Source organism: Erwinia psidii (assembly GCF_003846135.1).
GTDB lineage: Bacteria > Pseudomonadota > Gammaproteobacteria > Enterobacterales > Enterobacteriaceae > Erwinia > Erwinia psidii.
In genome coordinates, this window is record NZ_RHHM01000036.1 from 1 (window position 1) to 1,931 (window position 1,931).

The window sequence follows — 1,931 nt, forward strand, 5'->3', positions numbered from 1 at the left end:
TCATTCGTCCCTTTCACACCAGAGAACGCGCTTTTGTCCACCCATGATGCAACATCAGTTAATTTCCATGTATAGGTGACGCGAACAACTTTCTGATTACCATTACCCGGCTCAGTCCATTCCATCACTTCATCAACAACGCGGCGACCAATACAAACGCCTTCTTTGGCATCCCAGATTTTGGCTTGTTTGTCTTCATCTGTTATCCCAGGCGTATTGTTATCCCAGCCTTTAACAAAGGCCATTAAGCCCTGCTCAACGAAGCCATCGAGGATCACTGAACCTGTTCCAGTCCCTGTTTCGTCAAATCGCGGTTTGAAGAGCTGGACAGGGAATGTGACATCGTTATTTCGCAGTGAGAAACAGGTTTTCGATTGACTAATCTTCGCGTTGATCGCTTTCTCAAAGTCGCCTTTTTCACCACATCCCGCCAGAGCCGACGCAGCACCTGCCATAAGTAAGATCTTTTTCATCTTCATATCCCATCAATGTTAACGAACTGACTGTTCATGGCAGGAATGAAAGCAAAAGAGAGCCTGCTTCGAAGCGGATCACACCCGCCCCACAAAAAGTCCGTTTAACCAATTGATAGAATTGAATTATTTTTACTGTTTGTCATATCGTTTAAATCGATCGACAAAAAACAAACGATAGCTAAAGAATATCAATAATAACATATCGATCGATTAAAACAATTAAAACACTGTTCAACTTCTCGCACTCAATCGTTAAAAACTATCAACAATAATGTATCGATCTTTTACATCAATTAATTGATGGGGATTGTGAGCGACGGTTCGCCACAGTTTGCGCATTTTGGCAGGACGTTTGAACGGATAAGGAATGAAGCAGCACAACAGATCGGTAGTGCTGCTTTGGAAAGAAGGGGGAAATCTACCAACGAAGATCTGAAGTAGGAAGAAATGTCACTGCCCTCACCTGATCTGCCGTATCATAGCTTATCTGCATCATAGTAGGCGTTGGTCGCTTCTTGGCTTCATAAAGATCGGTCCAGCCAAAAGCCCGCCGCATAATCACCTTTGGAGGACTGCTTCTTAATGGCTCGCCTATATTGTCATGCACCCATTCTCGCGACATACTTCTCTGCAATGGCTCTGGTAATTCGTTCGGGAACATCCAGTTTTTGACCTTATCATTCTGAATTTTTACGACTATAGCCTGCAATATCCGCCCATCTCGCTTGAAGGATAAGAAAATACCTTCTTTTGCCATATCAAGACTTAGGTCAGGATCTCCAGATGAGGCTGTTGGAGGACTTTTGTAGGCGATCAATTCATTATCAATAAGCTCCTGATACGTTTTGCCTAAACAGCTTATTAAAGCATCAATATTCACTGTCATTTATACAACCCCATATCACTGTTTAGCTTATGCATTTTCGACCTTGCCGACTCTATCTTATTTTCTGTGGCCCCATGTTCTTTTAAAGCTGGTTTAATAGCATCAAGATTACGATCAAGGGCAGCTCTGAGATTTTTTGAGTCCAGCTCAATTTGCGCAGATGTGTTACGCCCTCCGTAGGTTTCACTAATCTGCTGATGCACCTTTTTAGGTATCACTATTGCAGCGACATCTTGAGATGCAAGTTCAATATCTTCAGGCGTCATTTCTGGATAATGTGCTTTCAGATACGCCTTAACTGCTGCTTTAGATGGCATATGGTCAGCTTCATATTTACCCTGCCGTGAGCGCCGAACAAAATCGCTGTAAAGCTCCACCTCCAAAAGCTCAACAGGTGGCTTGCTCAGGTATATATATATCGGTGGAATATACGGCAATGGCAGAATAAGAATATAATCCGCAAAGCTTTTCTCTTCCGGTGCCGGGGTGGTTGTTGCCTTGATGCGGGTATCTTCCGGCAATGGATCAACAACAACCGGATTTGGTATCCTTATTGGGTTCTGGTTGCC

3 protein-coding genes are annotated in these 1,931 nt (G+C 43.4%); all 3 read right to left on the bottom strand.

Annotated elements, in window-relative coordinates; translation table 11 throughout:
* On the bottom strand, positions 1–473 hold a 473-nt coding region (locus tag EB241_RS20695), incomplete at its 3' end, for a lipoprotein (protein ID WP_124234937.1).
* Positions 474–894: 421 nt separating this feature from the next.
* On the bottom strand, positions 895–1,362 hold the full coding sequence (locus tag EB241_RS20700) for a DUF6392 family protein (protein ID WP_124234938.1): 468 nt from the start codon (positions 1,360–1,362) through the stop codon (positions 895–897).
* On the bottom strand, positions 1,359–1,931 hold a 573-nt coding region (locus EB241_RS20705), incomplete at its 5' end, for an S-type pyocin domain-containing protein (protein WP_199737413.1). The genes EB241_RS20700 and EB241_RS20705, both read right to left, overlap by 4 nt.